The sequence below is a fragment of the Litchfieldia alkalitelluris genome (assembly GCF_002153425.1).
Taxonomy (GTDB): domain Bacteria; phylum Bacillota; class Bacilli; order Bacillales; family Salisediminibacteriaceae; genus Evansella; species Evansella alkalicola.
The window spans coordinates 317970-337947 of sequence record NZ_KZ119600.1 but is presented as its reverse complement, the minus strand read 5'-3'; the positions used below and the strand labels follow the sequence as shown (position 1 = coordinate 337947).

Genomic DNA, 19978 nt, shown 5'->3' with positions numbered 1-19978 from the left:
AAATTAATCCTTTCTATACTGAATTAGCTTATCATTGTTTATATTAAACTTTGGATCTATCATTTTTCTAATTTGGAGTAAATGGTTATACACCTGCTCATCAAAAATATTTCTACCTATATAAAAGTGCTTATAACCATTCTTATTAAATTGTTTTTTAAACTTAAACAAGCTATCCGTAGCGCTAACACCTCCACCTAGGTGGAATTGCTTTATCCCCTTTTTCTCAGCCCAAAGCGCCGCTTCATACAGTAATAGATTCATAGAAGCGAATTCCCTAAACTCCTTTTGTGTCCCAGACAAATGATAATGCATATATTGGTCGTTATAGAGGAATATCGATGCACCTATTATTTCTTCTTCCTTACAAGCGTAAAAGAAACTAACATTTTCACTCATTTCCTTTCTTAAAAACTCATAATAATCAGACGAAAAATAATAATATTCACTTGCTTTATTATTGTCCATGGTTGATTCGTAAATCCTTATAAAGTCATCCAACCTTTCCCCATTATCTTGCTTTATTTCTACCCCTACTTTTTTCGCTTTTCTTATCATATTTTGATTTTTGCTGTGTAAATTCTTTTGGATGGTATCAGATGAAATAGTATCCATAGTAATCGTATCTTTTATAGGAAAAATCTCACAAATACTATCCATATAAACTTGATTTTGAAATAATGGGTGAAAGCGAAGAAATTGAGTAATTATATTATTCTCTCGACAATATTGACTCAATTCCGTAAGAAATTTTGCTTGATTGCGTTTTTTAAACTCTCCTTCAACTATAGGACCACCATATCCATATGGCGTTGTAATATCAAAATAAACACCAGTTTTTATGTGCCCCTTATAGGCCGAAATCTCAGCAATATCGTTTAACAAAACTACGTAACATAATCTACTGCTACCATCTTTGAAATAAAACAAATAAGGAGTGCCGTCACCATGCAGCATGAATGATTCTGCATATTCGCATAGGTAGTATACATCCCAATTTGAGAATGACTTTACTATTTCATTCCACTTTTCTTTCTCATGGTGAGTGATTACCTGCATCCATTCGTCTCCTTTCATACTGATTTATCACCTTAATTAAATAGTCTATTTCATCAGTGTGATAACGTTGATCAATAGGGAAAGAGATTATCTCTAATGAAAGCTGTTTAGCTCTCTTCATTTTATTTAATATATTTTTTTCTAATGGCCAATGTACTGCACAAAATATTTTATGATTTATTAAATACTTTCTAAATTGATCTCTATTGTTTAATCTTATAGGTAACGTAAATGGACAATCAGTTTTCTGTAATGTTTGAATGGGGGAGAATCCACTAACCCATATCCCATTTAATAATTGATGATAATTTTCTTTTCTTTTAGAAATCATTGTTGATAGGTCATAACACTGAAGGAGGTATTCCGATAAGCTTGATATTTTTAATACCTCTTTTTTACAGTTCAATTTGTTTTCTGTTGATTCGAAAATCTTTCTAAAGATTGAATTGGATTTTAATTCACCATCTAAATAAAGTGTTTTTAATATCATTCCATAAGCCTTTTCAATACTTCTATTTCTATTTAAATTTAAGTTCTTCCATCTTTGTAGTGAATGAGTAGAATACAGAACGCCGCCATCAGGAATTGCAAACCATTTACGTAAACTGCAAATACAGTAATCGCCTACCGTTATAGGAGATGAAAATATACTGTGCGTCGTATCTTCAATAATCATGAATCCTTTTTGATTACGGAGTTCTTGAAGTTGAAGGCAAACTTCCTCTCGTTGTAAAGCACCGAAATAATGCATCAAAAAAACAATTTTTGTACTCGGACTTATTTTATTACATAAATCCTCCATATCTATTTCAAGGTCTGGTTTAAGCCGGTAGCACTTTATTTCAAAACCTGTAAAACAGTTAATAACTGAATCACAGATATATTCTGGTACTAAAACTTCTCCTCGATTAATGTTATTTAGTATTAAACGTAATGCACTCCTGCCACTATCTAAATACAGCGCATTGTAATCTTTTAATAAATGATAAATGGAGAAATCCGCTTCTTTTAAACTCTCTAACCTTAAATGAAATTCACTACCTATCTCCATTTATTTCAGTCCTCAAAATAAAATCTATACTGGAGCATTTTTAGTTTCTTATTTAAATTCTCTATGTGACTTAAATGATAATCCCCAGTTTGCTTAAATCCTATAGATGTAAAAAGCTTGTGACTCCTTACATTGTCTTCTCTAATTTCTGCAAGAATAGATTGATAACCACTGTTTTTGGCTATTTGCAACAACCTCTTTAAAGCTCTACGCCCTAAGCCTTTTCCTGAGTGTTTGTCAATTACGGCAATACTTACTGAAGCTGTTTCCTTATCAATAGGATCAAGATATACATAGCCGCATTTCAATTGATTGCTCATTATAATGTAAATTTTTCGATGAAGATCCATTTGTTGATTTTTTACAGTTTCATTAAAAAAATTCATCAAGTTTTCATATTTTGGTAAATTTTCGTGTCCTGACCAATACATATTTTCCTTGTTTGCCTTGATTTCATAAAAAAAGTTAAAGTCATCTATTTTAGCCAATTGAAGTTCTACCATAATAATTTCTCCTCCCCTAACCTATTCTTTGTTTTGATTAACTTTGTTCATATTTCTTAATGCTTTTGATAATGCTTCAATCACATTTTTTTGAGTATTCAAAGATAAATTTGAATAAAAAGGAATTGCTAACGTTCGATCAGACATTGCTTCACTAACAGGAAACAAACCTCGCTCATAATCAAACTCTCTTCTATAGCTTGGTTGTAAATGAATAGATGGAAAATATGGTTTACTTTGAACTCCTTGTTGACTTAAGTCGTCGATCATTTTTTGCCTGTCAATATTTTCTGGAAGAATCACAACGAAGACAAACCAGCTCATTTCACAGTTATTAGAAATCAATGGGGTTTTTACTGGCAATTTTAACTTCTTTAACAGTTCAAGATATCGTTCAGCCACTTGCTTTCGTTTCTTCAAAATCTCGTTAAGTCGTTCCATTTGAGCGACCCCAACTGCTGCTTGTAGTTCAGACATACGATAGTTGTAGCCGAGTCGTTCATGTTCAAGCCAGGTACTCTTTATATTTCGTCCCTGATTTCGTAAGCTAGCCGCTACTTGATAGATGCTCTCATTATTTGTTATTAAAATACCACCTTCACCAGTAGTAATTTGTTTATTAGGATAAAATGCAAATATACCAGCATCACCGAATGTTCCCACCTGTTTTCCTTTCCACTTGGCACCTATCGCCTCACAAGCATCCTCGATAATTGCTAAATTATACTTAGTTGCAATACGCAAAACTTCATCCATATCACATGGTTGACCGAATACATGTACCACTAAAATTGCCTTAGTCTTAGCAGTAATTAGTTCCTCCATTTTAGCGGTATTCATATTTAGTGTTTTCGGATCAATATCTACAAAGACAGGTTTCACTCCTTCATACAATAAACAATTCGCTGAAGCGATAAAACTGTATGGCGTCGTCAAAACCTCGTCTCCTGCCTTTAGTCCAAGAGATTTCACAGCTAGATGTAAAGCACTTGTTCCACTATTTACGGCTACTGCATACTCCATTTCAAACTGCTGCCTAAACAGATTTTCAAACCGATTAATCTTTTCTCCAAAGCTTAATTGACCTGTGTCGAGTACTTCCAAAATGTACTTCCTTTCCAACATTGTCAGGTCTGGTTTCGATAAAGGTATCATCCTATAGGTACTCCTCTCATTCATTACTCCACTCAAAACATGTTGTTTCTATTATCTTATTAATATCTGTTCATTCTGCTATAGACACTTTTTCTAATTTTGAAAAAAATAATTTACTACAATAATATTAATTCCACTCCAAACTTAAGGTTTTATCACTTCAAACTCATACCTATAAGCGTACAACCATTTTTAATTTTTTATATAAAAATAGTGATTAATCTACAGCATATTCCCTTTATAAACATAGATTAGTAGAGATGATTAACAAATATACAAGAATTAATAATCATTGAAGATGAGATTGTATAGAGTAGGAGGAAGTTAAAGTGACCATTAATGACAAAGAGTTAGAATCTTACTATAAAAACAAGAATATATTAGTAACTGGTGGTAGTGGTTCCATTGGTGAATATATTGTTGCTGAATTATTAAAATTCAAACCTAAACTAATCCTAGTTTTAAATAAAGACGACAGTAAACAATATTTAATGAAACAAAAATATGGGAATATGAAAAACATTCAATTTTATTTAGCTGATATTAGAAATTATCAGGATGTTGAGTACGCGACTCGTGATATGGATTATGTTTTCCATGCCGCTGCCTTAAAACAAGTTCCTATCTGCGAGGATCATCCTATAGAAGCCGTAAAAACTAATATTATTGGTAGCGAGAATGTTATCAAAGCAAGTATTAGTAATAAAGTAAAAAAAGTTGTGAACATCAGTACAGATAAAGCAGTAAACCCTGTAAATACATTAGGCATGACAAAACGCATTGCTGAAAATATGTTTTATCGTGCAAATTCTATGTTCAATAATAAACACACCAAGTTTTGTTCTGTTCGGTTTGGAAATGTGATTGGGTCTAGAGGGTCTGTCATTTCCTTATTCAGGAGTCAGATACAAGCAAAAGAACCACTCAGTCTGACTGATCCTGCCATGACTCGTTTTTTCATGACTATTCCTCAGGCAGTCCACTTGATTTTGAATGCAATGTATTATTGTAAGGGAGGAGAAACATTTATTTTAAAAATGAAAGCTTTAAAGATAGGTGATTTAGTAAAAGCATTTAAGAAATACTGTGAAGAAACTGGAATGAACATACCTTCCGTGCAAACAATCGGAATGCGTCCTGGTGAAAAAATGCACGAAGAATTACTTTATGATAATGAACAAAATGTTGTTTTAGAGGGAGAGGACTTTTTCATTGTTATACCAACTCAGGAATCCAAAATTACCCCAACTTCCGTCCAACCAAAGTAACATCATATCGTTCCAACCAAGTCAAACCTATTGAAATTAGTGAGATTATGAAACTGATCAATTGGGAAACATAGCAAGAGGATGAATAACATGGACCATAAAATCCGAACCATTTGGTTTTTTTCAATTGAATTTTTATTTACTTTTAAGTTGCTTCAATATAATAAAATCTCTTTACCGTTATTGCTCTTGAGAGATTTTCAAAAATTCTTAAATAAACAAAACATGACTAAATATAATACAGACTTCTCGTTTAATAGTAAGATTCAAGATGCTTGCCGTCCCTACCTCATTACTTCAAATCCAGATCATCATGTAGATGGAAATATATTAATACGATCGGAGTTATACCCTATAACAAAAGGGATTAAAAACAAATCATTTATCTATCTAGCGCACCATAAGAGGGAATATCAAACAATGTTAAAAGTGAAGGAGTGTCGCCCCCTAATTTATCTCCCTAAGTTAGGGGAATCTTACATTCCAACGGAAGAAGAAAGGCTTGTTTTTACACATTTGGAGCATATCGTGTCTGCAAATTCCACACCCGATTATTTCAAAACAAATACTTTCATAGAATGGATGAAAAAAAGATTACAACGACTATTAAAACGGATTCGTCAAGTACAAACATTATTTGAACAATATCCAATTAAACTTACTGTTTATGGTTCAACAATTAATCGGCATGGCTGCTTAGTCACTTCGTTTGCTCAAAACCGAAAGATATTAACAGTTAATATTCAACATGGTATATTTGGTGAGTTGGCACATCTCCCGGTTAATGCAGATGTAAATATTGTTTGGGGAGAATCTCATAGACAATATTTGATATCACATGGAGCTCCCAAAAACAAAATTAAAGTTGCTGCTCCTCTTTTTTTCCGTAGCTCAAATACCAACTCCAAGAATAGGAAGTACACAAAAAAAAGATCACATTATGATCTTAATTTACTTGTTGCCTTACAACCACTTGGGTATGTGTACAACAAGAAACTAATTAAAAAGATAGAACGGGCCATCTCTAACATTCCATATAACATCAAAGTCACCTATAAATTACATCCTGATCAAAGAAAAAAAAAGATGTACAAAAAATTATTACTTCAAAGGGGCTCAGCGATTGTTGCTCATGGTAAAAAGCCTTTAAGAGAGATGATTATACAATCAAACCTGATCATTACACCATATTCATCTGTTGCATATGAAGCCCTTATACTTGAAAAGCCAGTTGTATTTTATGGCACCGTACCGCCATTGTATTATTTGAAAAAACAGCCCCGACCTTTACGTTCTTCAAAACAAATAAAAAAAATGATATTACAATCGATAAAGAATCCAACTTTTCTCAAATCTCTCCAACGAAAATTTGTTTTAAATGGTATAGACTCCCAAAAGGAAATCACGAATAAAGAGCTGTGGCGATTGATTAATTGATTAAACTAAATCTCTCGCCACAGCTCCTTCTTATCATTGTTTCCAATGTTGACGTATTCGTTTTTTTTCATCTGGTGATAAACTCTTCTGTTCAACTTCCTCATTTATTCTTATTAGATCTTTATTATTGTTTAAGCATTGTACAATACAGCGATCACTATACCATTGATCATCTGTTAAAAGTTCAGATAATGACATTAGCATCTGATAATCTTCTTCAGTGTCCAATGTTAGTCTTGCATCTACCTGGTCCCTTTCATCAGCTACGATATTTTGCACGTTAAATGCTTGATTTTTCTCAAACCATTCTCCCCAAATTTCCGTATCTCGTATTTGTTTCTGTTCACACACTGTTTTTAGAGCGGAATAGCTTACCCCGTACGTAAACATTCCCAAAGGTAACTTTAGAACTTTTATATAATCAGGTTTTTCCCTAATAATCAAATCAATCATTTTATGGGTGTAGTGAGTCGAAAATAGCGGATTATCTCCAGTAATGGAAATGATATAATCAAAACCGTAAAATGTAGCAGCCCGGTATAAACGCATCAACACATCATCTGGATCACCCATAAAATAGTCAATTTCATTTACCTTCGCGCGATCCACTAGTGGTTTATCCTGGGGATGATAGGACGTACATAAAACAACTTGATCTATATATTCTACTCTTTTTGCTCGATCAATAACTAAGTCAATGACCGGTTTATTTCTTAATGGCAAGATTGCTTTTAATGGAAGTCTTGTAGACTTTAACCTAGCTGTAATTAACAATCCTATTTTCATAAATATCCTCCTTTTCTCAATTAGCTTGTAATGTACGAATCAACTGACATATTCGGTCAGTGGCATTTCCCCTTTGATCAACGGTTTCTAAAGCAAACTGCTGACTCTTTTTAATTAATGATTTTTGATACTGGGGGTTCACAGCCAGTTCCTTTAGTAAATGCTTCATATTGCGTTCATTTTTTATGACTACCCCTGCATTGGCTTTCACTAAATGTTCATGATAGCCGTTATAGTTTTGAAAGAAGTCATACTTCATTGGAGGTTGTAATACGAAAATACCTTTGTTTTCTGTCGCAGCCTCGACTGCCGTATTTGAGGATACAGTCATACAATAGTCAGCGTTTACTAGTAAATCATATAACTCGTAATTAGTTGGTAAAAGAATGTTTTGATCCGCTCCATTTATTAGATTGCGATAATCTAGTTTGTCATTTGGGTGTGGTTTAATGATTACAGTAAATGGACGATCCTTAATTGACATTTTTATCCACTGTAAAATCAGTCTATTGATCTCCTCTGGGAATGGTTGTGTGGTCCAGAGCACAATCTGATGATTGGTTGGTATTTTTAACTCTTTCATAAGGTCTTGACGTTTTACCTTGGTTGTATTGTTTTCAATTTCAAAACGCAGACTACCGACTTTATGAATCTTAGTTTTTGGAATCCCTTTACTCATTAACCAATTTTGACTATGATTTCCCCATACACAATATTGAGATGCACGCGAGGGGATTATTGACACATCAGTTGTTAAATTATACTGAACATTAATAAATGGAAGCTCATATCTTAATGCGAGTAAAGATAGCGCCCCTCCTGTACTTGATAGTTCTGCATGATGCAGTATCAAACCAATAGGCTTTTGACGGATTAACCCCTTTAGAAGCTTCATTTCTTTCATTACTTTTAAGCTTTTTTTTATCAGCCATTCTTGAAATGATGGTGTACCGAAAACCTCGTGTGTTTTATTCTCTAGACAAATTTCTCTTATTATCTTTTCCATTCTCCCCCTTCTTTTGTTTGAAATCTCTATGGATTTCATTTCTTTTCCAATATAAAAAACTTCAAAGTTGGAAGGAAGTTTGTATTTTTGCAAGAGGAGTGTATCCTTTTTGGTTGAAACGATTAAAATTACATGATCTTTTTTAAGATGTTTAAGGGCAAGAGGTAGGAAAGCAGCAGGCATTAGAATAGCTTTTCTTTCTTTATTCCTGTCTAATTTTTTGATCGGGGGTGGACTTCGAAATAAAACTCTTTGTACGTCTTTCATAGACTTGAAGGGATAGCGCTTTTGTCTCCTATACTTTCGATTTGATATATTTTTATCCACAATCGGTTGGATATATTTATAATATTCAAGTACCATAAGCAGCGGAAGTTCAATCCTAGAAAAAGTAACTGAACGAAATGTTTCAAAAAATTCTTTTGTTAATCCATATCTTAAAATTAAATGCGCATTCAAAACTTCTCCTCCGTACATCCTGAACACTCCCATTCATTTTATGAATTTATAATACTTAATTAAATATGCACTATCCCCCATTTATTTGAAGTAACATCTAAATAAAATCTGTATAGGATATAAAATAAATATTTTGAAGAGGTGTATGATAATGACCAATCCGTTTTTACTGAAATCATCTCCCTATCTCATTGCAGAAACAGCTTATATACACGAAGGGGATCAACAGTATCTTTTAAAGCTTATTCAAGAAACAAAAGGGTTTGCTCATGCTATTAAATTCCATCTGTTAACGAATCTTGATCAATATATGACAAGTGATCACAATTTGTACCCAGTTGTTAAAAATTGGGTTTTTAATAAAAATGAATGGTCGAAAATACTAAAAGAAGCAAAAAGGCATGATTTGGATGTCATTTGTTTGCTAGATGATATGGATAGTGTCGATATATTAGATTATGAAAATTGTGATGCCGTTAGCATACACGGTACATCAATTAATGATATCCCTCTGTTAGATCGAATAAACGAAACTAGTTTCCCTGTATTTATTAGTTTAAGTGGGGTAAACACAACTGAATTAGAAAGGACAATAGATCACTTAAAATCAAAACAAAACCGTGAGATTTATCTCATGTATGGCTATCAAAATTACCCAACAGATGTTTCAAAAATTGAATTATCCAAAATCAAGTCACTCTCTGAGTATTTCCAGTGTCCAGTCGGGTATGCCGATCATACAGAATGGGATAGTAGCTTAGACACAAAGCTCATGGAGTATGCCTATATTTATGGATGTCGAATTTTTGAAAAACATATCACTGTAAGCCCTGGCGTGAAGCGTGTAGATTACGAATCGTCTGTTCACCCAAAAAGGTTAAAAGGGATACTAGAAAACCTATCCTTTGTTGAAACTGTGACTAATAAGAGTAGGTTCATTCCAGATGACCAACTGACGCAAAGACAAATTGGACCTATGAAAAAAGCATTAGTATCGAATCGTCACATTACGAAGGGGCAAATAATTCGAGAACATGATTTAGGATTTAAACGTACATCGGTTACTACACTTCAAGATCCTTATCTACTTTACTTTTCCGTAATTGGTAAAAAAGCTAATTTTAATTTAGACAAGGACGAACTAATTACTTCAGTACTTGTTGATCATTAAGCGATAATTTGAATTCAGTATAAAAACAATATGTCCAAGACGTCATTAAGCATACGATATACTAGGAAAAGAACGTTAGACTATACCCAAAAACAATACGTGAAGATGGTCTTCAATTAAGAGGACCATTTTTCGTTATAGCGTAAAGGCCATTAATCTAGATAGATAATCGACGCTTAGACTAATTCATTTCTTATTTATTGCAAGGTATTTAGCATAAGCGAGAGGATTGATGAAGGCCCTACGTATAGTCTTTTTATCATAAGATTCAATTAAGGCAACCTTGGCTGATTTGGCGTTACATTCTATAAGCCAGGGATTGTCAGCATTATCCAATACTAAATCAATCCCCAATTCACCAAAAGTCCCATGGACTCCCTCAACACCGGTATATATTTTTACAAGAAACCGAACGATTCTACCCTTTAATCGGTTAAATTGTTCATCCGTATAATCGTGCATCACTTTAAAATACTTCTCCAAAGAGTAAACACTAGCATTTGTCCGCATACTTGTAACAGGTGAACCTAAATCCCCTACCCGCACTGATATAGCAACGACCTCTAGTTTTCCATTACTATTACGCTGAACCTCTGCTCGCATATCTGTTATACGATCTTGGCTATGATAGTCACTTTCGATGGCCTGTTGTATAATCGAATCTCTTCCGTTTAATATTGTAGACAGCCTATGGTGAAGCTCATATAGACTATCCACATACTTGACCACAAGTTTTTTATCGTAATAACAATATTCATACCCCCCTTTTAGTAGCTTACTAACACGGATAACATAACGACTATACCGCCCAATTCGAGGCTTAATATATACTTTATCGTGCAATACCAACATTTCTTTTAAACTATCTATATTTTTATATGGTATAGTGACAGGCAAGTGTTTTGCTATATCCCTGTGCTGTAATAATTGAAAATGCTGGTCCCACTTATCAAAATCAGCAACTGGATTCAGCAATAAACAGCCGTACTCTATTAGCTGATCTCGAAACACTTGAACACTTATCTTCCCCGCAGATCGCCGATTATACATTACGTCGGGTAAAGGAAATATCTTTTGTGTCCATTTATCAGTGTCATTACAATAATAAGTTCCCTTTATGGTCTTTTTATTTATATCAGCATCTTTAATGGAAAAGAAGTACAGCTCTACACCTGCCACATGATTTGCTTGACGAAGCTCATTAATCCTAAAAAGGGAATTTTGATCTAATAGTTTTCGAATAACAGAACGACTTACAAATACGCCTACTACTGGTTTAATATATGCTTGATTCGCAGGTTGGCGTAATTTATATAATGGTGTCAATGTATTCTTCACCTCCATCTCCTTTACTCTAAAGGAGGTTTCCTACTATACTATGTTCTTATTAATTTTACGGATGATTATATAACTAGATATTCAGTGGAATTAAAAAAAACACGAATATACTATTTATCTATAGTAATTAATTAGGTTATTTGATAAAAATAATTGGAAACCAACTTTTCAAAGCTTACTCTATTTTATTTGTTTGAGGTTTTACCGTTTTCACTTGGTTACATATGCAAAATGGTATCAACTATTTTTCTTTATCCTTAGGAAAGAACTTCACATCTAATACTGGCAATATAATAGCAAAGAATAATGCCAAATAATGTGGGGAGGTTATAACCCCTAATACATGATATGGTTCCCATAGCCTAAAACCACCAATAACTATCCCCAGTAAAAATCCAAATAACAATCCGAAAAATATGATGATTATTGTTCTCATTCGCTTTCCCCACTTATTTCCTTATTCTTTTTCCACCCAAACCCTACTAGTAAAGCAACCAAAATCCCAACTCCGCTAGTAAAGAAGAGCATTCCGGATGAAAGGGCTATTTCCCAGCTATTCATCGTAGTTCCAGAGTTTACACCAACAAAAATACTAAAAAGGATAAGTCCAATGCCAATGGAATAACCTGCTGCAATGAGCTGATTCATGCCGTATGACTTTTTGGTCTCTAGTATCAACAATAGAAAAACTAAGAGCATTCCACCTATAATAACAAAGAGCAAGCTGCCCATAACGCTCCGTAGTTGATAACCATCTATCCATAATGAAATAGATGTTATGGTTCCAAATAAGATCAACATTGTAGAAATTGCAATGCCTAAAACATATATAACATTTACTTGCTGTTTGTTTGTTTTCATTCTATTTCCTCCTTGTATTATCACTTGTATACTAAAGAAGTGATCTATTTAAAGGATACCGAGTAGTTCTAAATAGACTCTTAACAAATTATTAAATAATCCTTAAATATAGATGGATCAGAGTATAAGAAAAGCTACCGCCCCTAATTTAGGTCAGTAGCTTTTGTTTATGATAAAAATCGATAACCCACGCCCCATATTGTTTCAATATACTCTGGGTTAGACGGATCAACTTCAATTTTCTCTCTAATTCTTCTAATGTGTACAGTAACTGTAGAGATATCCCCCATAGAATCGTAACCCCACACTCGTTCAAATAAATGGTCCTTACTAAACACTTGATTTGGATTTGAAGCTAAAAAGAAAAGCAAATCAAATTCTTTTCCCCTTAGAGTTTTTTCTTCTTGATTTAAGAAAACTTTACGGGAGCTTTTATCGATGACCAACCCCCTAACTTGAATAGAATGATCGTTTGGTTCACTATTGACTAGTCGTTTATACCTTGATATATGAGCTTTTACTCTGGCTACTAATTCATTTGGATTGAATGGCTTTTCGATATAGTCATCTGCCCCTCTATCAAATCCTCGAATAATATCAATATCTTCTTTCCGCGCCGTCACCATTAAAATAGGAATATTTAATTGTGCTCTAATCTTCTTACAAAGGTCAAAACCATCTATACCTGGCAACATTAAATCAAGTATAATTAGCTGATAATTTCCTTCTAATGCTTTTTTCAAACCTTCTTCTCCATTTTTTGCTATATCACTTTCAAATCCATTTACCTCTAAATAATCTCTCTCTAATTCTGCGATGCTCTGTTCATCTTCAATGATGAGTATTTTACTCATAATTGTCCTCCTTTGTTGGCTTAGGTAATGTGAAGATAACACTAGTTCCTTCTCCTAAACGGCTCTGAGCCCATATTGTTCCACGATGTTCCTCTACAATTTTCTTCACAATAGCTAACCCTAACCCGCTCCCACCTGTTTCTAAGCTTCTAGAGGAGTCGATTCGATAAAATCTATCAAAGATAAAAGGAAGCAAATCTTCCTTGATCCCTATTCCATTGTCCATTATCTCTACTAGAACCTGAACGTCCTCTTCTACTAGAGAAATTTTTAACTGCTTTATTTCTTTATTCATATACCTCAGGCTATTTTGAATTATATTGTCCAGTACACGTTTTATTTTATCTCGATCTGCATAGACAGTATAAACATCTCCTTCATTTTTGTTATAAGTAACTGCTACTCCCTCTTTTTCCAGATCAAAGTTTATTTCTTCGATATAATCTTTCAAATAAGCATTCAAATCAAGCTCTTCAAAGTCGAAAGGAACACTTTGTAAATCTAGCTTAGAATATAGAAAAAGTTCTTCTATTAATTGATTCATCCCCTGTGCTTTCTGATCTATTGTTTTCATATAACGATCTAACTTGTCGGGAGTATTAGCTACCCCATCCTGAATCCCCTTTACATATCCCCTTATAGATGTAATCGGGGTCTTTAAGTCATGGGAAATACTCGCAATTAACTCTTTCTGATTCTCCTCATAGATATTCTGTAATTCCTGTGCTTTCTTTAACTTCAAACGCATCGCTTCAAAATCCGCAGTTAACTGATCTAGCTCATCTTTTTTATTGTTCACTTCCATTTTATAATCCAGATTACCATTACTTATTTCTTTTGCAGCATTCATTAACTCTTGAATAGGCCTTATAATACTTTGTGAAACAAAATAAGTTAACATACCATTTGTTACGATGATAACCAACAACATTCCAATAATTCGAAGTGATAGAAATAATTCTAGATTATCCCTTATTGCTCCACCTACCCAAAGGTAAAAGATATAACCTAGCATTATTTCTATAGCAAGAAATGCTACGATAGGAATAATAATCATACCTATATTTGAAAGAATTAATCGTTTTTTGATAGTCATATCGTTTTACCACTACCTTTATAAATTTTATACAATACACATTTTTTCTTTCAATTGATTCATTTCACTAATCATACTTAAAATGCAGTTGATTTCCAACTGCATTTCAATAGTAGTATTTTTTTATTTCTGTGACAATAAGCCATCCTCCATGTTATACACTCTGTCACATAAGTCTAACATTCTTTCATCGTGTGTAACCATGATAGCTGCCTTATTACTTGATTTAACTTCCTGTGAGATCATCTCCACGACGTTTCTACCTCTAACAGAATCCAAACTCGCTGTTGGTTCATCTGCCAGAATAACGGATGGATCACTCATAAACGCTCTTGCAATGGCCACCCTTTGCTTTTCTCCCCCTGAGAGCTCATTAGGATAATTTCTCATTCTATGACTTAAGTCCAACCGCTTTAATAGTTCTTGAGCTCTTCGTTCCCCTTGCCTATTATCTATCTTTGCAATGTGAGCAACGATCCGTAATTGACTATACACATCTAAATAAGGAATGAGATTTGGTGATTGAAAAATGAAGCCGATTTTCTTAGCTCTAATTTGATTAAGCTTCTTGTTATATTGTTGATGAACAATTTGTTGATCAATGGTTATTTCCCCTACCGTCGGTGTCAGTAGTGCACCAATAATGGATAGTAAGGTACTTTTCCCAGACCCTGATGGTCCTACAATCGCAATGAACTCACCTTTATTTACTGTTAAGTTAATTTTTTTCAAAACTCTAATTGTGCTATTTCCATCACCGAAATCCTTTGAAACACTCTTCAGCTCTAAGATTGATTGTTCCATTATTCCGCCCTCCCCATCGCTTCTAATGCATCAATTTTCGTCACTTTCCTTATAGAAAGTAAAGCGCCTATTGTATTTAAGCATAGAAACAAAATTCCTGTTCCTAGAATTAGATTCCAAGATAAAATAATTGGCATTTCCTCTGGCATAACTTGTACAATTCCATAGAAAGCAAGATTACTAAATATTAAACCTATTAATGTTATGAAACTTACTTGTATTAATATAGATTTCGTAATAAACCATGTATTCGCTCCTATTGCTTTTAAAATTCCAAATTGGTGAGTCTTTTGTAGTGTAATAACATAGAAGAAAACACTCGAAACAAATACAGAAATAACAACTAGAAACACTTTCATCATTGTGAAGGATCCTTGTGTTTCAGAGTATCCAGGTATTGTTTTTATCGTTTCATCAAGTGTTTGTACTTCATACTGGTCAAGTTCGACCATCTCCCCGTTATAAAGAACAGCATTATACGTATCTTCCATTCGATATACAGCTTGAAAACCAATTGATTCATCCGTGAAAATTACTGGCATATGTGAATATACATGATCCTTTGTAAAACCAGCAATGACCATTTCTATATCTGTTCTAGAATCGAGAATTGTATCATTTAATTCAAAACCAAATCCCTTTATGCTCTCATCGACAACTACTTCATTCTCTTCCAATTCACTTAAATTCTTTCCCTCTGTAATCTCTACATCACCGTACCTGCTCGTATTCACTGTAAAGTAAACAATGTCTACACTCCGTTCATTCTTCCTTTCTAATGCAGATATTGTTATTGCAAAAGGAGAATACTCATTACCAAGTAATTCAAAAACTTCATCAAGATTTTTGTTATTTAATTCTGATTTGATCATTACCCCTTCTGCTTCCTCGCTTAGAATGACATATTCCGCATTTAAATTACTAATCGCTGCACTATCTGCATAACCTAACCCATTTGATAAAGCTGTAATAAAAAACACTAAAAATAATACTGCAATCATAATCAAACTAAGTAAGGTATAACGTAACTTATTTCTACTAAATTCTTTCCATGCTAAAAACATGTTTTTTCCTCCTCATTTCATACTCACCACATCATTCTCTTGAATGGCACAGGAATATCATAATGAAGACTTCTTAATTAACAATTAACTACTTATTAACTATTTATTAAATATAAAATTAATCTTTTGGTATGAAATGCTAGCAGCCATGAAAAATAAAAGAAGCTTCTCATTAAGTTTTTTCAACTAAAGAGAAACTTCTTCTATTTACGTAATCATTATCTATCCCTCTGTTGAGGAAGGCGTTTTTGTATTTGCTTGATTGACTGCCTCTTTTATCGCATCTATCACTACATCAGGATTCTCTAAGTGTATAGAATGCTGGTTGTTTGTTTTTATTTGTATTGTGTTTTCTGTTAAGTTATCAAGTAAAGTTTGATGTTCAACCCAAGTAGGATCGGAATTATTAGAGGATAAAATGGTTACAGGAAGGGTTGCATTTAGTGGTTGGGAGTTCATGAGCTGCAAAGCAGATTTTTCACTAAATAAAAACTCATTGTATACTGCTTCATAAGATTTAGGTTGATAACCTACATAATCAGCATATTTTTGAAAGGGTTCAGGCAGAAATTTTCTTCCGACAGACTGCTTTAACAATTTTGGAAGACCTATACCTGAAGTAAGAAAACCAAATCTAAACACATTAAGCGCTCTTTTATGTGACTTTTTACGACTAGAATCCCACTCATTGCTAAGGTATCTTTTTTCATGAACTGGATCAATAAGAATCAATGAAGCAACATATTCAGGATACATACTAGCAAACAGCCTCATATTTAATGAACCAAAAGAATGTCCTACTAAAATATATGGTGGTTTGATTTGTAATCCTTTAATAATATTTATAAGATCATTTACAACATCTAGGCTTGTATATGGTTCATTGTATGCAGAACTCCATCCATATCCTGCTCTATCGAAGGAAATAACTCTTGCAAATTGGGATACTTGTGGTTGGATATAGTGCCAATCTAAAGAACAACAACTTAATCCAGCGTCTAATATAACAGTATATTCCGCGTCTTTTTCTCCAGAAATAATTGTATGAACATATTTGTCATTGACTTCTAATTTAAGACCAATTTCTCTTATTTTTCTTTTTTTATTAAAGTACATATTTGTTAATGTAAAAGGAAAGCCAACTACATCAATAACTGTTTTCAATAATTTATCAGTTTTCATTTATTCCAACCCCTTCAAGGAAAATAATACCACAACACTTTTCATCTGATTGACTAATTGGAATTACCTGATAAATAGACACCCTTTGAGTGTGACAAAGAATTAGTTAACTTCATATATGGCGCCATAAGCTATGAAGAGCAACGCTGGTAAGAATGCGTTGCTCTTTTTGAATTACTACTTATACTGAAAACTCACCCATCTAAAAATAATTTCCCTATATCATTCTTCAATTTCATACTGTAGAAGTTCCGAGATTGTAACAAACTTATATCCTTCTTCTTTTAACGAGTTAATAATACCTTCTACTGAATTGAGTGATTCTCTTCTACTTTCATACATAACATGCAATAAAATGATTGAACCAGGCTCTATATTTTCTACAACATGGTTTTCAATTTTAGTTGCATCACCAGCAATTTCAGGATATGATTCAGGCTCTATATTCATATAAATCGTTTTCCTATCTTGCTTCGATAGATAATAAGGTAACAATACTAACCTTCTTCCGTAAGGTGGACGAAAAGTGATTTCCCCCTCATAACCAATCTGTCGTATTAACTCATCCGTTTTATCTATTTCATCTTTAATAAAGGAGGGAGATTTAAAAACCATTCTTTGATGGGAATAGGAGTGATTTCCTATTTCGTGACCTTCTTGCACAATTTTACTCGCATCATCAAAGGCATTTTCAATTTCATAACCTGTTAAATAGAATGTCCCTTTCACGTCATGTCTTCTTAAAGTATCTAATATTTCATGTGTATTTACCCCAGGTCCATCGTCAAAGGTTAAGGCTACTACTTTTTCGTTTGTTTCTATACTAGTTACTAAACCACCAAAAAATTGAAACGTTCTTGATTGAGATAATTCATTTAATAAATAACTTACAGCAATCAATAATATGATTACAACCATACCACTCTTTATTAATTTTTTCATAAGACCTCCATCATCAAGCTATATTCTACCTTAATATAATACTATAATTTTCATATATTTTTATATTGACGTAGTCATCAATTAACGTCTCAATATAAGAACATATACTATTTTTTATCTTATTGAAAGGTGATTGTCCAGAGTATTGACATATGTAATGATTGAGGAAAAGATGATGGTACTGTTTGACACCAGAGAAAAAGTAAAAAACATCCTGCGAATTGCTCTTAAACAAAAATAATCATTAATGGACAACTTCTTTATCAACCTATTAACCTAAATTACTAAAGTGCCCCCACTTTCTATAACATAAGAATTAAAAAAGAAGCTTCTCATAAGTATAGTTAACTTATGAGAAGCTTCTATAATTTCAAGAATGTGGAGCATGAATTACATCATGCCGCCCCCAAGGTGAGAGTGTGTAATATCTTTAACTCTGTGTGCGTAAAGTGTGGTATATCAAGGTTTTACAAAAATATTACTGTAACATCTTAAACGGGATTTAACCGTTTTTCACTGGATTGCGTTAGCAAAATGTTAGCAAATGCAATAGTTTTTTCACTGTGCTTCAAACACTCCACATGTGTTGAATGTTTGTGGCAACACTAGACATGCTGGGTGAGCATTCTTAGTACTTATCAAGTCACATTCCAACAATTTAGATAGTATTGTTTAAATATTGGAGAAAATAGTTTACTTACCGTATTAAAATAATTTTCTTGTTCTTGGCCGATTTTATTACTAATCCCTGAGCAAAAATCATCATGTGTCTTTAAATATTGCCTAGCTATAATCTCATGAAGTAGCAGCAAAATATTATAGGTTTAGTTATTAAAAAAACATACATGCTTTTGCAAATCTGCTGCTTTCACGGCTACCAGCTCCAGCATAGACTATCTCAAGAATTAAGGCTGCATATTGCAATAAATACATTACAAATTATAGAATTCTTTTGAAGGTATCATTTCAATGCGTTCGAACACTATTCCACAGTCAATCAAGCTATCCAACATTCGTTGCTTTTCGATTTCGCTGAAATAATACACTTTCCATTCGGCCTTTTGCATTGTACTCTTATCGATATTTTTGAAATACGGGATGTCTACACCAGCGAGAGAGTGCCCAATGACAATAATTTCATCGATCTCTTTTCGTTTCAAGTCACTTAGGCTAGGCATATAAGTATTTATATCTTTATAAGTGCGCAAATAATAATCTTGTACTACCCTGTAAATGCTCATTTCCTTTTCAGCAAATAGATTCTCTGCTTCATAACGCTTTTTTTGAATATCATTAATTTTCTTTTCATTGCCATGTCCTAATATAGGGTCATCATCGTGTTCCTGGATAGAGCCATGGATATGTAATATTTTATCTTCACTCAATCCATAAATTGTTTCCAGTACATTCGTATAGTTGAAGGTTATATAAAATGCATCATTAGCTTTATTGATAAAGCTTGTCTTAGTTTGTACATCTCCGATTTCAATAGTTCGCACCCACTGATCCAGATACGACGCTAACTGCTTAATGTATTTATATTCGTCAGTGAAATGCGCATACAAAGTATCATATATACCTATGTCGCCACCATCCAATCCCATATCCATACCGATAGCGTTATCAATAATGTCATCCTCATCAATGTTAGCGAGATTTGTTTCCAATTCATTCCATAATAAATTCTTCTTTGCCTCTACATCCGTTCCTGGATAAATGGAATAATGTTGCTCAAAAGAATACAGGAATTCGGGATTGGTATTATCTAAGTATGTTCGAAAATCCCAATAATTTGTTGCTAATCCGTGACCTCTATCAAATCCATTTCCTATTATAAACAGTTTCATATTATTCACCCTCATTTTAGTTTCTTCTTAATGAGTATCCCGCACATTTTGGGTATGTTAAATGATATGACGGTTCTGGCAGCTCAATGCAGATG

The 19978-nt window shown here is 33.3% G+C and carries 19 protein-coding genes; 3 read left to right on the top strand and 16 right to left on the bottom strand.

The features are described from left to right. Positions 1-3: 3 nt before the first annotated feature. The 4 genes from BW724_RS01685 to BW724_RS01670 are packed head-to-tail and all read right to left on the bottom strand — an operon-like array spanning position 4 to position 3768. A complete protein-coding gene (locus BW724_RS01685) occupies positions 4-1059 on the bottom strand; it encodes a lipid II:glycine glycyltransferase FemX (protein ID WP_176371253.1) in 1056 nt (351 codons plus the stop codon). Beyond that, positions 1037-2110 carry a DegT/DnrJ/EryC1/StrS family aminotransferase gene (locus BW724_RS01680; protein ID WP_088073374.1) on the bottom strand — a complete coding sequence of 358 codons (1074 nt, stop codon included), beginning with the start codon at positions 2108-2110 and terminating at the stop codon, positions 1037-1039. Before BW724_RS01680 ends, BW724_RS01685 begins: the two co-directional genes overlap by 23 nt. Before the next feature lie 5 nt (positions 2111-2115). Next, complete coding sequence (locus tag BW724_RS01675; RefSeq protein ID WP_088073373.1) at positions 2116-2613, bottom strand: GNAT family N-acetyltransferase; 498 nt, start codon at positions 2611-2613, stop codon at positions 2116-2118. 21 nt (positions 2614-2634) lie between these two features. After that, positions 2635-3768 carry a DegT/DnrJ/EryC1/StrS family aminotransferase gene (locus BW724_RS01670; protein WP_088073372.1) on the bottom strand — a complete coding sequence of 378 codons (1134 nt, stop codon included), beginning with the start codon at positions 3766-3768 and terminating at the stop codon, positions 2635-2637. 329 nt (positions 3769-4097) lie between these two features. Between BW724_RS01670 and BW724_RS01665 the strand changes: the two genes are divergently transcribed. Both BW724_RS01665 and BW724_RS01660 read left to right on the top strand, forming a co-directional pair. Continuing rightward, positions 4098-5036: a polysaccharide biosynthesis protein gene (locus tag BW724_RS01665; protein ID WP_088073371.1), complete on the top strand. Its 939-nt coding sequence runs from the start codon at positions 4098-4100 to the stop codon at positions 5034-5036. Positions 5037-5126: 90 nt separating this feature from the next. Beyond that, positions 5127-6473 (top strand): CDP-glycerol glycerophosphotransferase family protein, encoded by a 1347-nt coding sequence (locus BW724_RS01660; RefSeq protein ID WP_176371252.1) that lies wholly within the window; start codon positions 5127-5129, stop codon positions 6471-6473. Between the two features lie 33 nt (positions 6474-6506). On the opposite strand, the gene BW724_RS01655 is transcribed toward BW724_RS01660, so the two are convergent. Then, positions 6507-7259 (bottom strand): cytidylyltransferase domain-containing protein, encoded by a 753-nt coding sequence (locus BW724_RS01655; protein ID WP_088073369.1) that lies wholly within the window; start codon positions 7257-7259, stop codon positions 6507-6509. 16 nt (positions 7260-7275) lie between these two features. After that, positions 7276-8742, bottom strand: coding sequence for a hypothetical protein (locus BW724_RS01650; RefSeq protein ID WP_088073368.1), 1467 nt, complete (start codon positions 8740-8742; stop codon positions 7276-7278). 133 nt (positions 8743-8875) lie between these two features. Here BW724_RS01650 and BW724_RS01645 point away from each other — a divergent pair, with 133 nt between their 5' ends. Next, the gene (locus BW724_RS01645) at positions 8876-9895 is read left to right on the top strand and encodes an N-acetylneuraminate synthase family protein (RefSeq protein ID WP_176371251.1); all 1020 of its coding nucleotides are present in this window, start codon (positions 8876-8878) and stop codon (positions 9893-9895) included. A gap of 186 nt (positions 9896-10081) precedes the next feature. Here the strand turns inward: BW724_RS01645 and BW724_RS01640 are convergent, their stop codons facing one another. From BW724_RS01640 to BW724_RS01595, 10 genes are all read right to left on the bottom strand, one after another. Then, the gene (locus tag BW724_RS01640) at positions 10082-11233 is read right to left on the bottom strand and encodes a YheC/YheD family endospore coat-associated protein (RefSeq protein ID WP_176371250.1); all 1152 of its coding nucleotides are present in this window, start codon (positions 11231-11233) and stop codon (positions 10082-10084) included. 241 nt (positions 11234-11474) lie between these two features. Then, positions 11475-11669, bottom strand: coding sequence for a hypothetical protein (locus BW724_RS01635; RefSeq protein WP_088073365.1), 195 nt, complete (start codon positions 11667-11669; stop codon positions 11475-11477). Continuing rightward, positions 11666-12094 (bottom strand): hypothetical protein, encoded by a 429-nt coding sequence (locus BW724_RS01630; protein WP_088073364.1) that lies wholly within the window; start codon positions 12092-12094, stop codon positions 11666-11668. The genes BW724_RS01635 and BW724_RS01630 overlap by 4 nt, the downstream gene beginning before the upstream one ends. 167 nt (positions 12095-12261) lie before the next feature. Beyond that, on the bottom strand, positions 12262-12948 hold the full coding sequence (locus tag BW724_RS01625) for a response regulator transcription factor (protein WP_088073363.1): 687 nt from the start codon (positions 12946-12948) through the stop codon (positions 12262-12264). Continuing rightward, the gene (locus BW724_RS01620) at positions 12941-14044 is read right to left on the bottom strand and encodes a sensor histidine kinase (protein WP_088073362.1); all 1104 of its coding nucleotides are present in this window, start codon (positions 14042-14044) and stop codon (positions 12941-12943) included. Before BW724_RS01620 ends, BW724_RS01625 begins: the two co-directional genes overlap by 8 nt. 123 nt (positions 14045-14167) lie before the next feature. After that, positions 14168-14848, bottom strand: coding sequence for an ABC transporter ATP-binding protein (locus tag BW724_RS01615; RefSeq protein ID WP_088073361.1), 681 nt, complete (start codon positions 14846-14848; stop codon positions 14168-14170). Further along, a complete protein-coding gene (locus BW724_RS01610; RefSeq protein ID WP_088073360.1) occupies positions 14848-15912 on the bottom strand; it encodes an ABC transporter permease in 1065 nt (354 codons plus the stop codon). The genes BW724_RS01615 and BW724_RS01610 overlap by 1 nt, the downstream gene beginning before the upstream one ends. 222 nt (positions 15913-16134) lie before the next feature. Continuing rightward, on the bottom strand, positions 16135-17094 hold the full coding sequence (locus BW724_RS01605) for an alpha/beta hydrolase (protein ID WP_088073359.1): 960 nt from the start codon (positions 17092-17094) through the stop codon (positions 16135-16137). Between the two features lie 222 nt (positions 17095-17316). Beyond that, positions 17317-18036 (bottom strand): polysaccharide deacetylase family protein, encoded by a 720-nt coding sequence (locus BW724_RS01600; RefSeq protein WP_088073358.1) that lies wholly within the window; start codon positions 18034-18036, stop codon positions 17317-17319. Positions 18037-18968: 932 nt separating this feature from the next. Beyond that, positions 18969-19883, bottom strand: a complete 915-nt coding sequence (locus tag BW724_RS01595) for a bacteriophage abortive infection AbiH family protein (protein WP_088073357.1) — start codon at positions 19881-19883, stop codon at positions 18969-18971. Positions 19884-19978 lie beyond the last annotated feature (95 nt).

Coding starts and splice junctions, on each gene's coding strand:
- BW724_RS01610 (WP_088073360.1), bottom strand. CDS start 15,912: ATGTTTTTAGCATGGAAAGAATTTAGTAGAAATAAGTTACGTTATACC.
- BW724_RS01670 (WP_088073372.1), bottom strand. CDS start 3,768: ATGATACCTTTATCGAAACCAGACCTGACAATGTTGGAAAGGAAGTAC.
- BW724_RS01605 (WP_088073359.1), bottom strand. CDS start 17,094: ATGAAAACTGATAAATTATTGAAAACAGTTATTGATGTAGTTGGCTTT.
- BW724_RS01655 (WP_088073369.1), bottom strand. CDS start 7,259: ATGAAAATAGGATTGTTAATTACAGCTAGGTTAAAGTCTACAAGACTT.
- BW724_RS01680 (WP_088073374.1), bottom strand. CDS start 2,110: ATGGAGATAGGTAGTGAATTTCATTTAAGGTTAGAGAGTTTAAAAGAA.
- BW724_RS01620 (WP_088073362.1), bottom strand. CDS start 14,044: ATGACTATCAAAAAACGATTAATTCTTTCAAATATAGGTATGATTATT.
- BW724_RS01600 (WP_088073358.1), bottom strand. CDS start 18,036: ATGAAAAAATTAATAAAGAGTGGTATGGTTGTAATCATATTATTGATT.
- BW724_RS01615 (WP_088073361.1), bottom strand. CDS start 14,848: ATGGAACAATCAATCTTAGAGCTGAAGAGTGTTTCAAAGGATTTCGGT.
- BW724_RS01595 (WP_088073357.1), bottom strand. CDS start 19,883: ATGAAACTGTTTATAATAGGAAATGGATTTGATAGAGGTCACGGATTA.
- BW724_RS01645 (WP_176371251.1), top strand. CDS start 8,876: ATGACCAATCCGTTTTTACTGAAATCATCTCCCTATCTCATTGCAGAA.
- BW724_RS01660 (WP_176371252.1), top strand. CDS start 5,127: ATGGACCATAAAATCCGAACCATTTGGTTTTTTTCAATTGAATTTTTA.
- BW724_RS01685 (WP_176371253.1), bottom strand. CDS start 1,059: ATGCAGGTAATCACTCACCATGAGAAAGAAAAGTGGAATGAAATAGTA.
- BW724_RS01635 (WP_088073365.1), bottom strand. CDS start 11,669: ATGAGAACAATAATCATCATATTTTTCGGATTGTTATTTGGATTTTTA.
- BW724_RS01675 (WP_088073373.1), bottom strand. CDS start 2,613: ATGGTAGAACTTCAATTGGCTAAAATAGATGACTTTAACTTTTTTTAT.
- BW724_RS01630 (WP_088073364.1), bottom strand. CDS start 12,094: ATGAAAACAAACAAACAGCAAGTAAATGTTATATATGTTTTAGGCATT.
- BW724_RS01650 (WP_088073368.1), bottom strand. CDS start 8,742: ATGTACGGAGGAGAAGTTTTGAATGCGCATTTAATTTTAAGATATGGA.
- BW724_RS01625 (WP_088073363.1), bottom strand. CDS start 12,948: ATGAGTAAAATACTCATCATTGAAGATGAACAGAGCATCGCAGAATTA.